At 33.0% G+C, this 19,388-nt stretch carries 20 protein-coding genes; 14 read left to right on the forward strand and 6 right to left on the reverse strand.

Annotated features, from left to right (window positions below; all coding sequences use genetic code 11):
- Position 1 precedes the first annotated feature (1 nt).
- Positions 2 to 739, reverse strand: coding sequence for a tryptophan synthase subunit alpha (gene trpA, locus SMGD1_RS09150; RefSeq protein ID WP_008336597.1), 738 nt, complete (start codon positions 737 to 739; stop codon positions 2 to 4).
- Between the two features lie 16 nt (positions 740 to 755).
- Positions 756 to 1,157 carry an Hpt domain-containing protein gene (locus SMGD1_RS09155; protein ID WP_008336004.1) on the reverse strand — a complete coding sequence of 134 codons (402 nt, stop codon included), beginning with the start codon at positions 1,155 to 1,157 and terminating at the stop codon, positions 756 to 758.
- A 54-nt stretch (positions 1,158 to 1,211) separates the two neighbouring features.
- On the opposite strand from SMGD1_RS09155, the gene panB reads away from it, so the two are divergent.
- Genes panB through SMGD1_RS09170 form a run of 3 tightly spaced genes read left to right on the forward strand, consistent with a single transcriptional unit; the run spans position 1,212 to position 4,078 of the window.
- The gene (panB, locus tag SMGD1_RS09160; protein ID WP_008341177.1) at positions 1,212 to 2,003 is read left to right on the forward strand and encodes a 3-methyl-2-oxobutanoate hydroxymethyltransferase; all 792 of its coding nucleotides are present in this window, start codon (positions 1,212 to 1,214) and stop codon (positions 2,001 to 2,003) included.
- 12 nt (positions 2,004 to 2,015) lie between these two features.
- Complete coding sequence (ruvB, locus tag SMGD1_RS09165; RefSeq protein WP_008335611.1) at positions 2,016 to 3,029, forward strand: Holliday junction branch migration DNA helicase RuvB; 1,014 nt, start codon at positions 2,016 to 2,018, stop codon at positions 3,027 to 3,029.
- Positions 3,029 to 4,078 (forward strand): AI-2E family transporter, encoded by a 1,050-nt coding sequence (locus SMGD1_RS09170; protein WP_008335765.1) that lies wholly within the window; start codon positions 3,029 to 3,031, stop codon positions 4,076 to 4,078. The genes ruvB and SMGD1_RS09170 overlap by 1 nt, the downstream gene beginning before the upstream one ends.
- Before the next feature lie 8 nt (positions 4,079 to 4,086).
- Here SMGD1_RS09170 and SMGD1_RS09175 read toward each other — a convergent pair whose 3' ends face one another.
- Genes SMGD1_RS09175 through SMGD1_RS09185 form a run of 3 tightly spaced genes read right to left on the reverse strand, consistent with a single transcriptional unit; the run spans position 4,087 to position 7,819 of the window.
- Positions 4,087 to 4,974: a lipid A biosynthesis lauroyl acyltransferase gene (locus SMGD1_RS09175; protein ID WP_008336564.1), complete on the reverse strand. Its 888-nt coding sequence runs from the start codon at positions 4,972 to 4,974 to the stop codon at positions 4,087 to 4,089.
- Positions 4,971 to 5,966 carry a lipopolysaccharide heptosyltransferase I gene (gene waaC, locus SMGD1_RS09180; protein ID WP_008335699.1) on the reverse strand — a complete coding sequence of 332 codons (996 nt, stop codon included), beginning with the start codon at positions 5,964 to 5,966 and terminating at the stop codon, positions 4,971 to 4,973. Before waaC ends, SMGD1_RS09175 begins: the two co-directional genes overlap by 4 nt.
- 14 nt (positions 5,967 to 5,980) lie before the next feature.
- Positions 5,981 to 7,819 (reverse strand): PilZ domain-containing protein, encoded by a 1,839-nt coding sequence (locus tag SMGD1_RS09185; protein ID WP_008336236.1) that lies wholly within the window; start codon positions 7,817 to 7,819, stop codon positions 5,981 to 5,983.
- 113 nt (positions 7,820 to 7,932) lie between these two features.
- Between SMGD1_RS09185 and SMGD1_RS09190 the strand changes: the two genes are divergently transcribed.
- From SMGD1_RS09190 to pssA, 11 genes are all read left to right on the forward strand, one after another.
- Entirely contained in the window at positions 7,933 to 9,321 is a 1,389-nt protein-coding gene (locus SMGD1_RS09190) for a DUF4384 domain-containing protein (protein WP_008337019.1), read from the forward strand.
- 113 nt (positions 9,322 to 9,434) lie between these two features.
- On the forward strand, positions 9,435 to 9,560 hold the full coding sequence (locus SMGD1_RS15045) for a hypothetical protein (protein ID WP_008335523.1): 126 nt from the start codon (positions 9,435 to 9,437) through the stop codon (positions 9,558 to 9,560).
- 41 nt (positions 9,561 to 9,601) lie between these two features.
- Positions 9,602 to 10,081, forward strand: a complete 480-nt coding sequence (locus tag SMGD1_RS09195) for a hypothetical protein (protein ID WP_008336669.1) — start codon at positions 9,602 to 9,604, stop codon at positions 10,079 to 10,081.
- Between the two features lie 64 nt (positions 10,082 to 10,145).
- A complete protein-coding gene (locus SMGD1_RS09200; protein ID WP_008336675.1) occupies positions 10,146 to 11,051 on the forward strand; it encodes a PDC sensor domain-containing protein in 906 nt (301 codons plus the stop codon).
- Positions 11,048 to 11,659, forward strand: coding sequence for an imidazole glycerol phosphate synthase subunit HisH (gene hisH / locus SMGD1_RS09205; protein ID WP_008335854.1), 612 nt, complete (start codon positions 11,048 to 11,050; stop codon positions 11,657 to 11,659). Before SMGD1_RS09200 ends, hisH begins: the two co-directional genes overlap by 4 nt.
- A 10-nt stretch (positions 11,660 to 11,669) precedes the next feature.
- Positions 11,670 to 12,380: a 1-(5-phosphoribosyl)-5-[(5-phosphoribosylamino)methylideneamino]imidazole-4-carboxamide isomerase gene (gene hisA, locus SMGD1_RS09210; protein WP_008336695.1), complete on the forward strand. Its 711-nt coding sequence runs from the start codon at positions 11,670 to 11,672 to the stop codon at positions 12,378 to 12,380.
- Between the two features lie 74 nt (positions 12,381 to 12,454).
- Positions 12,455 to 12,829, forward strand: coding sequence for a chemotaxis response regulator CheY (locus SMGD1_RS09215; RefSeq protein ID WP_008336051.1), 375 nt, complete (start codon positions 12,455 to 12,457; stop codon positions 12,827 to 12,829).
- A complete protein-coding gene (locus tag SMGD1_RS09220; protein ID WP_008336625.1) occupies positions 12,829 to 13,656 on the forward strand; it encodes a 50S ribosomal protein L11 methyltransferase in 828 nt (275 codons plus the stop codon). The genes SMGD1_RS09215 and SMGD1_RS09220 overlap by 1 nt, the downstream gene beginning before the upstream one ends.
- Positions 13,657 to 13,670: 14 nt before the next feature.
- On the forward strand, positions 13,671 to 15,662 hold the full coding sequence (ftsH, locus tag SMGD1_RS09225) for an ATP-dependent zinc metalloprotease FtsH (protein WP_008335513.1): 1,992 nt from the start codon (positions 13,671 to 13,673) through the stop codon (positions 15,660 to 15,662).
- A complete protein-coding gene (locus SMGD1_RS09230) occupies positions 15,640 to 16,284 on the forward strand; it encodes a phosphatidylserine decarboxylase (RefSeq protein ID WP_241761466.1) in 645 nt (214 codons plus the stop codon). Before ftsH ends, SMGD1_RS09230 begins: the two co-directional genes overlap by 23 nt.
- Before the next feature lie 3 nt (positions 16,285 to 16,287).
- The gene (gene pssA, locus SMGD1_RS09235; protein WP_008334978.1) at positions 16,288 to 17,007 is read left to right on the forward strand and encodes a CDP-diacylglycerol--serine O-phosphatidyltransferase; all 720 of its coding nucleotides are present in this window, start codon (positions 16,288 to 16,290) and stop codon (positions 17,005 to 17,007) included.
- A gap of 5 nt (positions 17,008 to 17,012) precedes the next feature.
- On the opposite strand, the gene SMGD1_RS09240 is transcribed toward pssA, so the two are convergent.
- Positions 17,013 to 19,349 (reverse strand): tetratricopeptide repeat protein, encoded by a 2,337-nt coding sequence (locus SMGD1_RS09240; protein ID WP_008335248.1) that lies wholly within the window; start codon positions 19,347 to 19,349, stop codon positions 17,013 to 17,015.
- Positions 19,350 to 19,388: the final 39 nt, after the last annotated feature.

The raw sequence follows: 19,388 nt of genomic DNA on the forward strand, positions 1-19,388 counted from the left end.
TTTAATTAATCTCGTTTTTGATTATTTTAGCTAACTCACCACACTGCTTAATTTTATCAGAGTAGCTAAGAGAGTCTTTTAAAAGTATATCAATGAACGCACTTCCAACAATAACTCCATCCGCACCTTCAACTTTCTCTTTAGCAGTTTTTGCATTTACTCCAAAGCCTACATAAACAGGAGTAGGTGAGTACTTTTTTATAGAGCCTAAAAATGGCTGTAGATTTTCAGCTTGACCAGAACCTGTGATTCCTGTGTACGCTACCATATAGATAAACTTCTGAGCATCATTTACAACTTCTTTGATTCTCTCTTCAGAGTCAGTAGGAGCTACAAAACTAATGTTACTCATTGAGTTGGCTTTAAACAGATCGCTGTACGGCAGAGCTTCTTCATGCGGCAAATCTGGTATGATAAGACCATTTACTCCGAGCTTAGATGCTAAAGGAATTAGTTTGTCCATATTTTGCTGGTAAAAGCTGTTGAAGTAACCCATCCATAGAGTGTCAACTTTTGGTGCGACAATTTCTGAGATCTCTAGTAGATCTTTAAATTTAAAGCCTAATTCTAAGGCTTTATGATTTGCTTTTTCAATTAAAGGACCATCTGCAACAGGATCTGAGAAAGGAACACCAAGTTCAAGTGTATCAACACCGCTATCACCAAGTGCTAAGGCTAGGTCTATTGTAAAAGATTTTTCCGGGTAAGCAGAAGTTATATAAGCTACAAGTTTTTTCAAGTTTTTTCCAGTTTTGTTATTTTTCTAAGTATGGTGTTTTTAATAGAGAATACTTGATATGGCTCAAATTATTATCAAGCTTTAAATCATCTTGCCATTGAGAGTACATATCACTTATCGCAAGTAACCAGGTGACAATATCACCGTTAGGAAGTTCATGAGTCTTTCTCAGTTCTTCAAGTACATCTTCTACAAAAGCAGATAGTTTAGCCATCGGTGCAATTTTTAAGTACCCAGATGCAGACTTAATATTGTGAAATACACGAAAAAGTTCATCGATACTTCTGCTGTACTTATTAGGTTTTTCAAGATCTAAAATCATTACTTCCATACTCTCAACCATCATAGAGTAGTGATCCAAAAATTCATCAACGATCTCAAAATCAAAGTTACTATCTAAGTCACTTCTTATGCCCATAAAGTAATTCTCCTATTTAGTGCAATTGTATCAGTTTTTAGTTAAAATACTTTTATGAATAAAAAAATGACAATAACTTCTATACAAAAAACAAAGGGTGTAAGGCCTCTAGTTATGATTACAGCGTATGATGCACTGTTTGCAAAACTATTTGAACCTAGCTCAGATATGATTTTAGTTGGCGATAGTTTAAACATGAGTTTTGCCGGTAAAAATGATACGCTAAGCGCAACAATGGAGCAAATGCTATATCATACCAATGCCGTGTGTAATGGCGCAAAAAATAGCTTTGTAGTATGTGATATGCCTTTTGGGACTTATACAAATAAAGAAGATGCGCTTCGTAATGCAATAAGAGTTTTTCAGAAAACTTCGGCTGATTGTGTAAAGATAGAAGGTGGAGCAGATAAAGCATATATAGTTGAGCATCTTACATCTAACGGCATTGCAGTTTGTGGTCATATCGGATTACTTCCTCAGTCAGTAAGAAGTGAGGGTGGGTACAAGGTTAAAGGTAAGAGTGAGAAAGAGAAACTGAAGCTGATCGAAGATGCTAAAGCTATTGAAAAAGCTGGAGCATTCTGTATGGTTATAGAAGGTGTTAAAACTGATGTAGCTACTGCAATAGCAAAGTGTGTTGAAGTTCCTGTTATAGGAATCGGCGCCGGAGCTGATGTTGATGGTCAAGTTTTAGTATTTTCGGATATGCTTGGACTATTTGAAGAGTTCACTCCTAAATTTGTTAAAAAATATATGGATGGCGCAACTTTGGTTAAAGAAGCAATAAAAAACTACGCAGATGAAGTTAGTAAAAGAGAATTTCCAAAAGAGGAACACACTTATTAATGGCAAAGTTTAATGGATAGATTAGTAGAAATAGAGACTTTTTCCACTGAAGAAGAGAGTGCAGAAGTTACTCTTCGTCCAGATGCTTGGGGTGAATACATTGGACAAGAACAGATAAAGAAAAACCTTGGTGTTTTTATTGAAGCTAGTAAAAAACGGGATGAAGCACTTGATCATGTCCTTTTTTATGGACCTCCAGGGTTAGGTAAAACTACTCTAGCACTTATTATCGCAAATGAGATGAGTGCAAACATTAAAGTAACAGCTGCTCCAATGATAGAAAAAAGCGGAGATTTGGCTGCAATACTTACAAATCTGGAAGAGGGCGATATACTTTTTATAGATGAGATTCACCGTCTTTCACCAGCGGTGGAAGAGATACTTTATTCTTCAATGGAAGACTTTCGAATAGATATTATTATAGGCAGTGGACCAGCTGCACAAACTGTAAAAATCGACCTGCCTCGTTTTACTCTTATTGGTGCTACAACAAGAGCCGGAATGCTCTCGAATCCTCTTAGAGACAGATTTGGTATGAGTTTTAGAATGCAGTTTTACTCTTCTGATGAACTAGCAAAAATTATAGTTCAGGCTTCTGTTAAACTAGACAAAGAGATAATTCATGAAGCATCTGTAGAGATAGCTAAAAGAAGTCGTGGGACTCCACGTATTGCTCTTCGTCTTCTTCGCCGTGTTAGAGACTTCGCTGAGGTTGCAGAAGAGATGAGTATAAATCACTCTCGTACTCAGTATGCTCTGGATCAGCTTGGAATAAACTCTCACGGTTTTGATGAGATGGACATAAGACTTTTAAACCTTTTAGTTGCTGCAAATGGAAGAGCAATGGGGCTTAGTACAATCGCAGCAGCACTTAGTGAAGATGAAGGTACTGTTGAAGATGTACTAGAACCATACCTTATTGCAAACGGCTATTTAGAAAGAACAGCAAAGGGAAGAAAGGCTACAAGAAGTACTTATGAAGTGTTGAATATTTCAATGACACATGAAGATGGGAGTCTTTTTTAATGAAACCGCAGTACTTTGTAGCAATTCTATTTGCAACTTCACTTTATTGGATGTATCTTCTTTATGCTCCATTTTTACTTACTATAACAATAGCTGCGCTACTAGCAGTATCAACTTCAAATATTCAAGAATTACTATCTAAACTTTTTAAATCAAGATTCTCAGCAGCACTTATTTCTAGTTTTCTTATGGCAATTCTGTTTTTTGCTCCACTTGGTTATTTTCTGGCAACATTGACTATAAAACTAAATAGTATTGACCCTCAAGTTTTTGTTGGAATAGAAGTTTATATTAGAGAATTAATAAAAAATCCACCTGAATATCTTATGTTTATAAAGCCATATGCTGTAGATGCTCTTAAAGATTTAAATGTTAATGCACTAACATCGAAGGCTATATCTTTAACTGGAACAATCGGTTCTTTTAGTGCAGGATTTTTGAAAAATGCATTTTTGATTATTATCTTTTATTTTTTCGCTCAATATAATGGAACTAATATAATAGAATTTTTAAAACGTGTAGTTCAGATGTCTGTTGAAGAGACTACAACACTTGCAAAAGAACTCTCTAGTGTTATGAGTGTAGTCTTTTACTCTATCATTGTGACTGCAATGTTAGAAGGTGTACTTTTTGGTGTTGCCGTCTCATTTATGGGTTATAACGGTCTTCTTTTTGGAATCATGTATGGTTTTGCATCTCTTATACCTGTCGTTGGTGGAGTTCTTATGTGGCTTCCGTTTATGCTTTATGAGTTTTCAATCGGGGATTCTTCAAGTGCGATATTTATAGCTCTTTATTCGGTCATTGTAATTTCAATAATCGCTGATACATTTGTAAAGCCTCTAATCATAAAAGAGATCAACAATAGACTTTTAAAAGAGGATGATACGAGAATAAATGAGCTTGTGATTTTCTTTGCTATTATTGCCGGACTTGCAACATTTGGTTTTTGGGGAATGATTTTAGGACCTGCAATTACTGCATTTTTCCTAACGATTTTAAAACTGTTTGAGGCAAGAACAAAAGAGTGTGAAACAAAACAAATCTAATTAGAGGTTTATTTTTTGTAAACCTCTGGATAGTCATCTTTAAATCTTCTATGTAGCCAAAACCAAGGTTGGGGAGCTTTTAAAATCTCTGCACTTAACCAATCAGTCTGCATCTGAGTAGATACTCTGATATCTTCTTCTTCGTTATCTGTTTTTGGCGGTATAATCTCATCGTAAAATTTTATAGTATATGTTTCATCATCGTTAGCATGTATAAGTGCCGGAATCAAAGCAGCATTAAATTTTCTTGCAAAGTAAGCAGTTGTTTTAATTTGGCTTGTAGGTTTACCTAAAAAATCAACAGTGATGGCTTCTTTTTTATTTACATTTGCATCTATTAAAATCGCTATTGCCCCACCGGAGCGGAGTTGTTTTAGTATACCTCTTGTCGCACCATTTCTCTCTACATACTGCATGCGAGATTTTGAGCGAGAACTTAAAAGATAATCTTCAAAATATTTATTTTTCATTCTTTTGTATACAATCATAATCGGTTCTCTTAGGGCACTTAGCATTGCTCCAGCTAGCTCCCAAGAACCATAATGGGAAGTTACAAAGACAATAGGTCTATTTTGCTCTTGCACTTTTTTTAGCACTTCATCATTCTCAAAAGTAATTTTTTTTGATAACTCTTCGATGGAGTAGTATCTTATTTCCATTGTATGAAGAAAATTTAAAAGCAGTTGTCTAAATGAATTTTTAGCAATCTTTTGAACGAACGCTTCATCAACATTATCCCCATAGATAAATTGAAGGTTTTGTCTTATGACTTTGTTGTACCTTTTTGAAAGTTTATAAGCTAAAAAACCAAGGCTAATAAAAAATGCTCTTCTTACTTTTTTAGGTAGAAGCATTAAGAATTTTTCAAGAATTAAAAAAGCGTAAAAACCGATCATTTTAGTAGCTCCTTTGCTTTAGTAACAACTTTTTGAACTTCTATATCTTTTATAGAAAAGTCATTTTTATTTATATGATATATATCTACTTTTGAACTTGATTTTATACCTATATTTATAGGAGTTTCATAAATCATTCTAGTAGTAGTTGGGCCAAATAGAGTGATAGAAGGAATGTTCTGAGCCCAAGCCATATGAGTAGGGCCGGTGTCATTGCCTATGAGTAGGTCAACACTGGAGATAAGAGAGACCAAATCAATTAAAGATAGTTTAGGCGCTATAGTCGCATAAGCAGAGTTTTCACATATCCAAAGGGCATCTTCTTTTTCAGCATCTGAACCCCATAAGATTATAGAGTTTTCTTTCAACTCATTACAAAGTTCAGCAACTCTCTCTTTTGGGTATTTTTTTGATTCCCAAGATGCACCTATTACAATAGCTATATTCTTCTTATCACTATTGTCTAGTGGATATTCAGTTGTCTCAAATATAGGCTTTTTATTAAGCAGCATTTCATCACTAATATTAAATCCAAGACCATCAGATGCAAGAAATGTATTTCTCTTAACGATATTTTCATCATACTCTATATGTGAAGTAGTCTTATAAAAATATGAAGCGATACCTTCTCTTGCAGAGTTCTTGTCAAAACCATGAGTATTACTTCCGATAAGTCTTGCTACTATCGCAGATTTCAAAAGCCCTTGGATGTCTATGATAATATCAAACTCACCAAGTGAACGTAGCTCTAAAAAAGTTTGTTTTAAAAGAGAGAAGCTTTTAGACTTCTTCAACTGTTTTAGGTTTAGTGTATGAACAATAGAAACAAGGGGATGATTTTCTAGCAGTGGAGCAAAAACTTCTTCAGTTATCCACTCTATCTTTGCATCTGGATATTTGTCATGGATAAACTGCAGTGTTACTGCACTATTTACTATGTCTCCAAGAGCAGAGAGTCTTACTATAGCTATACGTTTTATATCTTTTTTCATTGTCGGAATTATACCTAATTTAGCATAGTTGTTTGTTTTTTTAGCTCAACAATAATCTCTTTTTGTCTGTTATAAACGTATTCCATGAGAATAGCTTCATGAACTTGGTCTTCATCTAAATTTACAACAACTTTGCAAAACTCTTCATCACACATAGTAAAAATCACTTCTGCTATTAGTGATAGTTTCATATAACCTTCTTCACTGCTGCTTACGGGAAGAGTGAAGTTTAGAGTAACCTCATTTTGTTTTAATGCTTCCATCTGTGGATATAGTCTTGTCTTTACAGCTATAGAGTTCATAGATATATCTAATATTTCTCCATTTAAGGTGCCTTTGTTATGAACTATTGATATTGGAGTTCTTTGTGAGCAAGTTACTCGAGAGTACTTTCTTGCATTTGCACTTCCTTGAACAAATCGAAAGTTTTTAAGTAGTGCAAGCTTCTTTTTAGTATCTATATATTTTACATCTGCAACTATATCTTTTATGAAATTTGAAGACTGAATTACCGTCTCTTTTTCAAAATGTAATACAGTACCCTGAAGCTGTTCATATGTAACATATATCTCTTGATCAGTTTTTTTCACAATAGTAGAAGCCGTATTTATACATAGACCTTTGTATATATTTAGAAGTTTTATAGGTATCTTATTAGTAAATGTAGCTTGAAGAAGTATATCTATTGCTCTGACATCATCTAGTTCATTATCTATATTTATAACTCTATATAGTTTTTTAGAATCTATATCTTTTATTGATATATTTTCTCTTGATATGTCTGAAACAGTTGTTAAAATATTGTTTAATTCTAAATCATTTATATCTAAAGCATATAGTCCGATGATTGGCTTAATCTTTTGCTTTGAAGTGTAAGATGATATATGATGTTGTATTGAGTTGGCTTTTTGTTTTGTAGATTCAAAGTCTAGTCCTTCAAAAAGTGTTAAATAAAGGTTATTGTCATATTGAGCAAGTAGTGTGTGGGATTCTATTTCAATTTCTACTTGTAAAAGTAGGTCACGAACTGCCATCTCTATTTCATATTCACTCCAGTACTGCTTTAAGTTAGACATGTTTTCAACTTGAATAGTTATTATTGAAATGAAACCTTGTGATATGCTTTTTTCTAAAATTTTTTCTTTTAAAATTTCTATGAAATATATACGATTTTTTATAAAATCAACGCCCGATATATCTTGCGTTTTATCATTTGAAATATCTTCTATATATATGTATTTATCATTGTTAAAACTAGACGTAATACTTTTGATGCTATATAATTTTGGAAATCCGGTAAAAGAAAAACTATTCTTTTCTACCATATCACTGTTTAAAAAATCATCTAGCTTAAATTGCGAACAAACAAAGGACTTAACCATATCTAAATCTTTACAATTGAAATCATTATATAGCTTTTGACTTGCAAATATGAGAGAGTTGGAATTGAAAATCATAAAGCAATAATCATTGACTTGAGTCTTTGCTATAGCATTTTCTAGTTGAGATGTTTTGTTAAGCAGTAGTTCTGTTTGAATATTTGAGATAACTTTGGAAATATCATGTTTTGGAGTAATAATACTTTTTACATTTAATAAAGAAGCTAATTGAAAAAGCATTAAATTATGAGAATCATTTATAAAAAAGTATACTAGACTTTGCGTTTTACTTTGAAGTAGTTTTTTTATATGCAGTAAAAGAGTTTTTTCAATTTTATCTATTTCTACCAGGTAAACTTCATCATCTTCAATACTTTTAACCATACTGATGTCAACCAGCTTACAAGATTCAAATGCATTCGCAGTCTCAGATATCTGTTTTGAAGTAGAAATTTTATAATAAAGATGAATCAAACAGTACCCTTAAAAATGGTTATTAACAGATTATATCATATATTTTTTAGAAGTTATAACGGTATATTTAGTAATTGTATTGCATAATAGTGTAAATCGTAAAAGGTGTATGTATGGGAAATTTTAAATTTAGTATTGCAGTTTTTTTAGGGGCTATTTTTTTAGCTACTTCTATGGATGCAGATATAAGTGGAGTAGGTTATGCACAAACAAATAAAGAAGCAAAAAAAGAGGCACTTGCTGATTTGAGTCAAGTTATAAAGAGTGAAGTTCGTTCCAACTTTGAGTCTACAACAACAGATGAAAGTTCAAAAGCTAAGTCAAATATCAAGATAAGTTCAAACTTGCCTATACTAGGTGCGGACTTTACATTTATAGATAGAGCTTTAGAGGTTGAAGCAAGTGTAAAACTAACTCCATTAAAAGTAAATAAACTCTATATGAAGAAACTCCAAAATCTAAACGCAGAGATAAACTCACTACTAAAAGAGCTTCAGAGTTCAAAATCTTCATCTTTGAAATTAAAACTATATGAAGATATTTTTTCACTTTTAAATGAGTATGACAGATATGAAAGCGTAGCAATTATTTTAGGTGCAGAGCTTGAGAAAAGACCCGCAATCACAAAAGCAAAAGTAAAAGCAGAGCTTGCAAAACTAAACTCAAACATAGACTCCATAACTATAGCATGTGGAATTTTAGAAAAAAATTTCCAAGAAGAAAAAATCTTTGTGTATCCTCCACTACTTCAAAACAACACAACTGTAGCAGAGTTTGGTTCAGTCTTTCATAAAGAGTTAAAGTCAAAACTAAAAACTGCAAAAACACCAAAAGATGCTTTGTACTTGCTAATCGGAGAATACACACTCACAAAAAATGCGATGGTTTTAAACTATGAACTTTTAAGCACTCAAACAAATGAAGTAGTAAAATCAAAAACGATAAATATACATCCAGAAGCCTACAAAGATTTAATTATAAAGCCAAAAGGCGTAGATTTTGATGCACTTCTAAACGCTGGCGTAATCAATTCAAGTGATTTAAAAGTATCACTAAACTCAAACAGAGGAAGTGAAAACCTACTTTTTAACAAAGGTGAAGAGATAGAACTTTTTGTAAAACTAAATAAAATGGGGTACTTCTATATAATTGGTTATACGCAGACAAGAGAAGCGAAATTTTCATATTTATTAGAGCTTGGCGAAGGAAGCGGAAATAGTAAATTTGTAAAGTTCATTAATGCAGACGATGCCTCAAGATGGATAAGTCTGGGCGCATTTACAGTTGAACCGCCATTTGGAGTTGAGAGTATTCAGGTCATAGCCTCAAACCAAAAAATAAGCTCACTTCCGTCAAGCAAGTATGACGAGCAAAGTGGCTATTACATAATCTCAAAGGACATCAACAAAGCCCTTGCAACAACCAGAGGATTAAAAAAGAAAGTGAGTCAAAAAGTTGAAATGAGTGAAGATGTCATGAGTTTTACTACTATAAAAAAATAGAGGTGAAGATAATGTTTTATTTTAATAAAGTAATTGTCTATCATTAGTCTCCTAACATTTTTTTAACATTTTAATTTCCTAATATAATAGAATAAAAGCTAAAAGGATACAAAATGTTTGGAGATGTATTGATTGTACCAGCAGTGGTAATGATAATTGGCGCAAGTTTTTTCTTTTTAATAGCTTCTTTGGTTGGTTTATTAAGTGATGGGTTTGTGAGTGAAAATAAAATTGGTTAATTTTGCTATAATCATATATATGAAAGAATAAAAGGATTTTTATGGAACTAAGCTACTTAGGTATTTTATTGATTATAGCAAGTGTTGTTGTAGGTTATTTTATAAGTTATATAAAGTCTAGATTTGAGGTGAGTGCTTATAAAAAAGAGTTGAAAGACTATAAAGAGCACTTACATAGACAGATGAGAATTACTGAAGAAGGTAGTAAGAATCTTGAAAAAGATTTAGCTCAACTCAAAAAAGATAATGAAAATCTAAGAATTTCAGTAAAGACTTTAGGACAAAAACCAGGTCGTGCGGAACTTAGACTTTTAAATATCTATGATGGGGCTTTGAGAAAAATGATGTTAAAAGCTCCTGGTTTTTCATCCGCATGGGAAGTTTCGTTACAAGAGGCTGAGAGAGAGTATGAAGATAATGAAAAAGGCTTTAAGTCAATTATTAAAAAAGTATTTGGACCTAGTATAGCTCAACATACAGAAGCATCACATATCGATAAACAAAAAGAAGGTTTTAATTAGGCTAACCTCTTTGTTATTTTGCCTTTGCTATAATCACACTAATTTAAAAAAAGGCAAGTAAAAGATGGTTGCATCTGATATTCAAGATTTTTCTGAAGGTCGTACTAAAGCTAGGGCGTATTTCTGTTATCTTTTTTCTAAAAATATTCCAAATAGACTTCCGTCGTTAACAATAGATATGATTATGCCTCGTCTGTTAAAGATCAAGGCAGATTTAGAAAAGTGTGAGGGCATCTATCTTTTAGATAATAGAGGTATTCAGGTAACCGCTACATACTCTGCTTCTAAACAAATAGATTCTGATATCGGCAAAATCAGAGCAGATCGTGCTTACTACTACCGTGCTGTAAGAGAAGAAAGATGTACGATTACAGATCCTTATCCTTCTCTAATAACACAAGAGTTGACGGTTACAGCTTCTCAACCAATTTTTTGTGAAGATGGAAATCTTAAATATGTAGCTTGTCTAGATATGCCTCTTGATGAAGTTATAAAAATTGCTCATATGAACACATCTGATGCGTTCTTTTCTAAGTTATTTAAATATTCATATGCAATGTTTGCCTTTGCACTTATAGCAGTTGCACTACTTCTTTTCTCACATGGAATCAAGAGTTTCTTTGTTAATGAGATAACTGTTTCTCATCTGGTTATTGATGATATGTTTAAAGCAACTATTTTACTAACCCTTTCTCTTGCCATATTTGATTTAGCTAAAACTCTCATAGAAGAAGAGATACTTGGGCGGCATAAAGAACCAAATATTTCAGGGCCGCATAAAACAATGGTCAAGTTCTTAGGTTCTATTATAATTGCATTATCTATTGAAGCTCTGATGTTAGTTTTTAAATTTGCTATTACAGATCCTCAGATGCTACTATATTCGATGTATATAATCGGTGGTGTAGCAATGTTAATAGTTAGTTTAGCTATATATATAAAATTTACAAAAGTGAAAAATGACTCATGATAGCAATAGTTGATTACAATATGGGAAATCTGGCAAGTGTTCAAAATGCATTTGCTAAATTAGGTAAAGATACAGTAATAGAGAGTGATCCAAGTAAGTTTAAAGATTATGACAAACTTATTCTTCCCGGTGTAGGTGCATTCGGAGATGCTATGGAGCATTTAAGAGATAGAAATATGATAGAAGCATTAAGAGAGTATGCAGCAAGTGGAAAGTATATGCTTGGTATCTGTCTTGGAATGCAACTTCTTTTTGAGAGCAGTGAAGAGTTTGGAGAGCATGAAGGTTTAGGACTTATAAAAGGAAGTGTAAAAGCTTTTGACAGCAGTAGGTTTAGTGAACCTTTAAAAGTTCCACATATGGGTTGGAATAGAATGTTTACTACACAGCATCCGTTGTTTGAAAACTTAGATGAGGAACATTATCTGTACTTTGTGCATACATTTCATGTGAATTGTACAAATGAAGAAGACATTATAGGTCGCACTAATTATGGCTATGATTTTACATCAGCAGTATCTCATAAAAATGTAATGGGCATTCAGCCTCATCCGGAAAAAAGCCATAAAAATGGTTTACATATATTAGAAAATTTCATTAACTTATAAGGAAATAATAGTGACGTTATACCCAGCAATTGATTTAAAAGATGGAAAAGCAGTTCGCCTTACAAAAGGTATTATGGATAGTGCAAAGATTTACTCGGATGAGCCTTGGTCTTTAGTGAAAAAATTTGAAGAGATGGGTGCAGAGTGGGTGCATTTGGTCGATTTAAATGGTGCTTTTGCAGGAGAGCCTAAAAATCTAGAGCAGATTATTAAAATCAGACAAAACTGTAATGTTAAGTTAGAACTTGGCGGTGGTATACGTGATGAGGAGACTATACAAAAAATGCTTGAGATAGGTATAGATAGAATTATACTTGGCTCAATTGCAGTAAAAAATCCTCAATTTGTTAGAGACATGGCAGCAAAGTACCCAATAGCTGTTGGAATAGACGCTATAGACGGATTTGTAGCGGTTGAAGGCTGGGGTGAAGTTAGTAGTATGAAAGCTACAGATCTTGCAAAAGAATTTGCAAATGCTGGTGTTGAAGCGATAATCTGTACTGATGTTGGCAAGGATGGAACACTCTCTGGTGTAAATGTTGAGTTTACGCTAGACATTGCAAGAGCAAGCGGTATTAGTACAATTGCTAGTGGTGGAGTAAAAGACGCTAGTGATATTGAAGCTCTTATCGCTACGAAAGAAGTTGATGGTGTTATCATCGGCAAGGCATATTATGAGGGTACATTAGACTTACCAAAGATGTTTAAACTTCTTGATTAATGGTAAAAAAACGAAAATTTAGATATTATTAGATTATAAATTTTGCAAAATATATTTTTTAAAAAGGATTTCAATTGAAATTACTTGTTGTTGATGATAGTTCTACAATGCGTCGTATTATTAAAAATACTTTAGCGCGCTTAGGTTATAAAGATATTCTAGAAGGCGCTGATGGTCTTGAAGGTTGGGCTCAAATGGATTCTAATCCAGATATTGAGATGCTGATTACTGACTGGAATATGCCAGAGATGAATGGATTAGAATTAGTTAAGAAAGTTCGTGCTGATGCTCGTTTTAAAGATACTCCAATTATTATGGTAACAACAGAGGGTGGTAAAGCAGAGGTTATTACTGCACTTAAAGCAGGGGTAAATAACTATATTGTTAAACCGTTTACACCACAAGTATTGAAAGAAAAACTTGGTGCTGTAATGGGTATTTCCGAATAATGCAGGAATACTACTACGAGCTAGTAGTTAAAGTTTCATCTCACAAGGAGTTATTTGCTGACTTTTTGCACGATACTATACCAGTAGGTTTTGAAGAATCAGAATCTGGTTTTATTGTGAGAAGTGAAGATGAACTTGATACTATTATGTGGGGTTTAGAACAATTTTGTGAAGCCCTGCAAAAAGCAATAGGTGAAGTGATAGAGCTTGAATGTATACAGCAAAAACTTCCAAACAGTGACTGGGTTGAACTTTACCAAAAAAGTATCACTCCACTTGCAATAGACAAATTCTATATTCATCCGACTTGGGATGAAGAAAATCCAGATTTAATCAACATAGCGATAGATCCAGCACTAGCTTTTGGCACTGGACATCATCCAACAACTGCTTCGTCATTAAAAGCAATCTCTAAATATGTTAAAGAAGGCGATTCTGTAATAGATGTAGGTTGTGGCAGTGGAATACTAGGTATAGGAGCGATGAAGCTCAATGCAGTTGTAGAAGCTTGTGATACTGATCCTGTATCTGTTGAAAATAGTATTGTAAATGCTAAATTAAACAATTTGAAATTTACAAAAATATGGGAAGGTTCATGCTCTCTAAGCTCTGCAAAATATGATATAGTCGTGGCTAATATAGTAGCGGATGTACTTACTTTTATAGCAAAAGATTTGAAAAATGCTTTAAAGGATAATGGTATATTGATTTTATCAGGTATTTTGGATAAATACGAGAGTAAAGTTTTAGGTTTTTACAAAGATTGTGAAATCATTGAAAGAATAGCAGTAGATGAGTGGGTAACGCTTATTTTAAAAAGAAAATAAAAAAGAGATAAATAATGTCAGATAAGAATTCAAACAATAATGATAATAAAAATAATAATTTTTTTAATAATAACCCATTAATAACTTTTGCAATATTTTCAGTAGTAATAATTTTACTATTTAAAGTACTTGTTGGTGAAGGTACAGATCTAGACAGTGCTAACAATACAGTTAATAGAAAAACAAAACAAGTTAGTTACTCAGAGCTTAAGAGTTTAGTGGAAAGCAAAACTGTATCAAAAGTAAGTATTGGACAGAGCTATATAAAAGCAGTTTCAACAGATGGTTCAGTTTATACTACTAGAATAGTAAGAGGTGATACAAACCTTGTTGAACTATTGGACAAACAAGGAATTGAATATACAGGATTTAGTGAAACAAATTGGTTTACTGAGATGTTTGGATGGCTATTTCCATTTTTAATAATTATTGCTATTTGGATGTTTTTTGCTGGAAGAATGCAAAAAAGTATGGGTGGTGGTATTCTTGGTATGGGTAATTCTAAGAAAATGGTTAACTCAGAGAAACCAAACACGAAGTTTGATGATGTAGCTGGTGTTGAAGAAGCAAAAGAAGAAGTTCAAGAGATTGTTGATTTCTTAAAGTATCCAGCTCGTTATGTAGAAATTGGTGCAAAAATTCCAAAAGGTGTTTTACTTGTAGGTTCTCCAGGTACTGGTAAAACACTTCTAGCAAAAGCAGTTGCAGGTGAAGCAGATGTTCCTTTTTTCTCTGTAAGTGGCTCTAGTTTTATAGAGATGTTTGTTGGAGTTGGTGCCGCTCGTGTTCGTGACTTGTTTGAGCAAGCTAAAAAAGATGCTCCGAGTATTATATTTATAGACGAGATAGATGCTATTGGTAAGAGTCGTGCAGCAGGTGGAATGATGGGCGGAAATGATGAGAGAGAACAAACTTTAAATCAACTCTTAGCTGAAATGGATGGTTTTGGAACTGATACTCCTATAATTATTTTAGCTGCTACAAATAGACCAGAAGTTCTAGACGCTGCACTACTTCGTCCAGGCCGTTTTGATAGACAAGTTCTAGTAGATAAGCCAGATTTTCAAGGTCGTATTAAGATTCTTAAAGTGCATATGAAAAATGTTAAAATGGATGATGATGTAGAAATTGAAGAAATTGCTAGATTAACAGCAGGTCTTGCTGGTGCAGACTTAGCAAATATTATCAATGAAGCTGCTCTCTTAGCGGGTAGAAAAAGTCAGAAAACTGTTAAGCAAAAAGACTTGTTTGAATCAGTAGAGAGAGCTATTGCTGGACTTGCAAAAAAATCTCGTAGGATTAACCCTAAAGAGAAAAAAATTGTAGCATACCATGAAAGTGGGCATGCTCTTCTTGCTGAGACAACTGAAGGGGCTAAAAAAGTTTCAAAAGTTTCTATAGTTCCACGTGGACTTGCTGCTCTTGGTTACACCTTAAATAAACCAGAAGAAGATAAGTTTATGATGCAAAAGCATGAGTTATGGGCAGAAGTAGATGTATTGCTTGGTGGTCGTGCAGCTGAACAAGTTTTCATTGGTGAAATCTCTACTGGTGCAGGAAATGACCTAGAAAGAGCTACAGATATTATAAAGTCTATGGTTCAAACATATGGTATGAGTGATGTTGCAGGGCTTATGGTTTTAGAAAAAAGCAGACAATCTTTCCTAGGTGGAGGACAACAAGCAACTCGTGAATACAGTGATAAGATGGCTGAAAAGATGGATGAATTTATTAAATCATCTTTAGCTGAGAGATATGAATCTGTTCTTGCTCGTCTTGAAGACTATAAGGGTGCTATAGAAAATATGGTAGCTCTTCTTTACGAAAAAGAAAATATTACGGGTGAAGAAGTTAGAGATATTATTATTAATTTTGAAAAAGATAATAATATGGAATCAAAAGTTGCTGCTTCTGTTGATGATATTGAGGCTGAGCTAAAAGAAGACGCTGCAATGTCTAAAAAAGATAGTAAAATAGAAGAAAGTGAAAGCAAAGATGAACAATAATCTTTTACCAATAGCAAAAGAGGGTTTTAGTCGTATAGGTTTTACTATATTAGCGTTTATAATTTTTGCTATTTTAGATTTAAATCTTTTAGAGTTCTTATCATTTTTAACACTTTTGTTTTTTGTATTTGTTTATAGAAATCCGGAGAGAATGTTACCTAACCTTGAGCAGATGAGTGTTGTAAGTCCGGTTGATGGAATTTTACTTTCTATAGAAGAAGTAGAGGGTGAAGAGTATGCATATAAACTAGAAGTAAACAGTAGCTACCTAAATGTTTCTCTTCTTCGTGCACCACTTAGTAGTGCCATTGAGAATATCAATTTTAAACATGGTGCTAGACTATCCCATGCATCACCATTATCAAGAGAAATAAATGAAAGAGTTGAGCTTATATTTAAAGATACTCATGATAATAAAGTAAAAGTATCTCATATCTTAAAACAGAGTTTTGATGAGATTAAACTAGATGTAATAACTAAACAAAACTTGGTTCAAGGTAGTAGATACGGTCTAATGGTAAACGGTATAACTACTATATATTTACCTCAAAATTTCAGAGTAAATGTAAGCGTAGGGCAAGAATTAAATGCATCTCAATCATTAGTAGGATATTTTTCATAAACTATGACAAAAAAACCTGCTAATCTAATATATATCCTTCCAAATCTTTTTACCGCAGCCTCCATATTTTCTGGTGTATTTAGCATTATAAGTGCAGTAAATGGAAATTTTGAAAAAGCTGCATGGCTTATAATGCTCTCTCTTATATTTGATGGTTTAGATGGAAGAGTTGCAAGACTGACGAATACATGTTCTAAGTTTGGTGTAGAGTTTGACTCTCTTGCAGATATGGTTGCTTTTGGTGTAGCCCCTGCACTTTTAATGTATCTATTTGTTGGTTATGAATTTGGGCGTTTTGGTGTTGTTGCATCTGCAATATTTGTAATTTTTGGAGCTATTAGATTAGCTAGATTTAATGTTATGACTGTAACTACTGAACCATCTGTTTTTATTGGAGTACCTATCCCTACTGCAGCAGTTTTTGTTTCTCTTATGGTTTTACTTTTTCAAAAATATGGTTTCAATAATGATTATGGATTAGTAATTATGCTTCTTTCTATTTTGGTTTCAATACTAATGGTAAGCAATATTAGATATCCAAGTTTCAAAAAAATAGATTTTAGCCCAAAACATGCGATGAAGTTTTTTGTTATTATTATATCAGCATTGTTTGTTGTATTCATGTACCCAATAGAAGGTTTTACCCTGATATTTGTACTTTATATTCTTTATGGCTTAGTTCGTGCTGCGATGCTTATGCCTAAGAGTTTAGGCAAAAAATAAGTTCTTTATTTTACTGCTTGTTCTTTTTCAAACAGTAATTTGTCTAAGTCAATATCAAAGTTGAAATATTCAGAACTAAAACCATTATCTCCGATTCTGGCAAACTGAATTCCAGCACCCTGGTTATTTTTAACTTCAAGGTATAACAGACCTAAAGCATAACGACTCTCCAAGAAACTTCCATCTTTCATCTTAGATAGTTCAAGAAGAGCTATAGCATTGGCATGATGATCTGCAGCGGTTGAAGCTACAGCACCTAAAAAAAGTGTATATGCATCCCTTACTTTTAAATCATCAATTAGATTGTTATAGAGAGTATATGACTCTTCATAAGCTTTGTCGTATAAAGACGCAAGAGCTAATGCACTAGTAATCTCATGCGTATTTCTTTTTGTAGTCTCCAGTACTTCTCTTAGTTGTTTTCTAAGGAAAAAGAGTTTACCTGTTATAAGATTTTGTTGAATGTATAGATATCTAGTTATATATGGTCCATAATATAGATCATTGAAATCAAAATTTTGTAATTTTAAATAGTTTAATACTTCCTTCGCATATTCTTTAGGTTTAAGATCTGAGAAATATGAATCTATGTACATCATGTGTGGAAGTATCTCATTTGGAAGTAAAATTGTCAGTTTGTGAGAAGCTTTCTTCGCAGCATTGATATCATTTAATCCTAGAGCAATAATCGTATCGAGCGCTAAGTAAAGAGGTTTTTGCTTATAATCTTTATCTAGCCAGTCTGCTGTGGAAATAATGTTGTTATCACTAATAAATAGAAGTGTTTTGTATAGATCAATCTTTTCGCTTGGATCTTCTAAAGATATAGAGTCTTTAACAATTGTAGCTAATTTCGTGCTGTCTTTATCAATTAGCTGACTTGTCATAATCGCAAAAATACCAGATAAATAATTTTTTGCATCTAGGTGGTATGAAAGAAGAAAATGCTTTTGCGCTTTAGATATATTGCCCATTTGAGCATATGTAAGAGCAAGATTGTAATGTAGAATAGAGTGTTTTGGTTGAAGTTTTACAAGCTCTTGTAAGTCAGTATTTGACTCTCTTAATTTAAAAGATAAGGCTTTTTGAATTGCTTTTACAATGCCCTGATTTACATTAGAAGTTGAAGCACTTTTTGTTAGATACTCTTTTGCAGATGCAAGGTTGTCAATATAAATATTAGCATTTCCTTTTTGAATAGAGCTAATAGTCTGGTCAGCATTAAATACTTTATATGGAGAAAAATAGAATATTTTTTGATAGTTGAACATTCTAGCATGTATAATTTTGTCTCTATATCTAAGTTGTGCTTTTAACGAATCAAAAAGAGACTCTTTCAGTTCTACTTTAACAGGATATGGTTTATATACCTCTTCAGGAAACATATCTGTAACATTTTTTATCTGTTTGCTTGCAGTAGCCACTCTTCCAGCTTTTAAGTTTATTAGTGCTTGTGCAACAGCAGATTTAACAGGTTCAATGTTCTTTACAATCGCTTGGGCTAAATGCTTTTGTGCGAGTGTTAAGTCGCCAACTCTAGCATAGAGTAGAGCGATGCTAAAAGAGTCCGCAACTTCAAAGTGCTCTTCCATAGCTTCTATAGCTTTATAGTCGTTAGAATATAGAGCATTGATCTTTGCCCTGAGATGTTTTTGAGTTACTGGATATTCTTTACTTGTAGGATTTTCCAATGAACTTAGTGCCTCAAGATAGTTATTATTATAGTAATTAATAAGTGTATAGTAGTATGAGTAAAGAGGTGAATCTTTTTCACGTGCTAAATATGCATATGCTAAATCTATGTAGTATCTAAAGTTCTTTTCATCTTTTAAATGTAAAGAACATACAGCTGCATTAATAGCACTAACACAGCGTTTCTCATCATTAACTATAGCTTTTTTAAATGTCTGCAATGCTAAATCGTAAGTTCCGTCTTTTAGCTGCGCTACACCTAGATTGTAAACTGAAATTGCTTCACTATAAACTGCAATTTTTTCATATAAAAAAAGAGCTTCATCTTTTGATCCAGTAGAGTAAAGATAATTTGCTTTTGCAATCATATTTTCTAATTTGCTAGGTTGTATAGGTTGAGTTGTGTTTTGTTCTAGTTTGGTTTCAATAAAATCTAGTGAGGAAGTGTTTTTAGCATCTGGAGTTTTTAAAATGAAAAACAGCACAATTATAATTATTAAAACCAGTAAAAAAGCCACAAGACCGAAAATAATTATTTTTTTCTTTTTTGAAGAATCATCATCTAAAATAGATTCTGATTCATGAGGTGCATAAGATCCAGCTGCGTCACTCTCTTCAATGATAATTATATCTTCTAGTTCTTCAGCCATTACCCACCCTGTTTAGTCTTTTATAAGCAAAAAAAGTAC

The sequence above is a fragment of the Sulfurimonas gotlandica GD1 genome, from assembly GCF_000242915.1.
GTDB classification, from domain to species: Bacteria; Campylobacterota; Campylobacteria; order Campylobacterales; family Sulfurimonadaceae; genus Sulfurimonas; species Sulfurimonas gotlandica.